The following is a 1,248-nucleotide window of genomic DNA, read 5'->3' on the forward strand; positions in this document are numbered from 1 at the left end:
AACCAGCGCGGCGGTTTCCCCCAGCGGCTGACCGAGCGTGACGCCGTTGCGGTGGGCGACCACGCTGCCGTTGAGGCCGTAGTTCAGGCGCTGACTGTTTTTGTCATAGCTGTAGCCGGCGGTGGCTTCGCCGTAGGTGCCGCGGTAGTCGAGGTTGGCGTTGTCGCCATAACCCTGGCCGCGGGTGCCGTAGGTCTGCTGCACCCCCCAGCTCAGGCTGTTGTCACGCAGCCCCACGCCGCTCAGCCCCAGGTTGTGAGTGGTAGCGCCGCCTTTGGTGTTGTTCAGGCTGTAGTTGACCCAAGCGTTGTTGTTGTCCCACAGGTTGAGCGGCACGTTGAGGTTGAACGCGATTTGTTGGTCATTGCTGCGCGTGGTGCCCTGGCTGTTGCGGTTGTAGCTCCAGTTGACGCCGTAGCTGATGCCGCGCCAGCTGTTGCTGTAGCCCAGCCCGAAGGAGGCCAGGCTGCGGTCGCTGTTCCAGTAGTCTTCCCGCACCGCGCTCAGCGACAGGCTGCCGGCGTCCTGCCACAGCTGTTGGTTCATGCTGAGTTCGGCGCGGTTGCGGCGGCGTTCCGTCATCCAGAACGGGGCGTTGCTGTTGCGCCAGCCGTCGAGCACTTCGGACAGCGAGTAGAAGCCGGCGGTGGAGTAGCGATACCCGGCGATGGCGAAGTTGGTGCCGGTCTGCACCAGGTTCTTGCTGTAGCGCACCCGCCAGGACTGGCCGGTGGCGCGCGCCTTGTTTTTGGGCTGGGCGCGCGACTGGGTCACATCCAGCGAGAAGGCGCCCCAGTCACCGAGGTTGTTGCCGAGGCCGAGGGCCGCAGACTGGTAATGCTGCGCTGTCTGTACGCCGCCATACAGGGTGGTGTTCCACGGCAGGCCGTAAATGGCGGTGCCCTGCAGCAGGGTGCTTTTGTCGACGCTGCGGTCATAACTGCGGTACTGGCCGCCAGTCAGGCTGTACTTGAGCCGGCCTTCGCGCTGCAACACCGGCTGGGAGGCAAAGGGCACCAGGATATGCTGTTCGCTGCCGTCGGCCTCCTTGATGGTGACCTGCAGGTCACCGCTGCCGCCGGTGGGGTACATGTCGTTAATCACGAAGGCACCGGGGGCGACGTAGGTACGGTAAATCTCGTAGCCGTTCTGGCGCACTACCACCTGGGCATTGGTACGGGCGATACCGCGCACCACCGGGGCGTAGCCGCGCAGGCTGTCGGGCAGCATCTCGTCGTCGGAGGCGAG

The 1,248-nt window shown here is 65.0% G+C and carries 1 protein-coding gene; it reads right to left on the bottom strand.

Annotation, left to right across the window (positions count from 1 at the left end):
• The coding region (locus tag FCL49_RS24555) for a fimbria/pilus outer membrane usher protein (RefSeq protein ID WP_174355469.1) at positions 1-1,248 on the bottom strand (1,248 nt) is incomplete at both ends.

It is taken from the genome of Serratia proteamaculans, assembly GCF_013337185.1.
GTDB classification, from domain to species: domain Bacteria; phylum Pseudomonadota; class Gammaproteobacteria; order Enterobacterales; family Enterobacteriaceae; genus Serratia; species Serratia proteamaculans_D.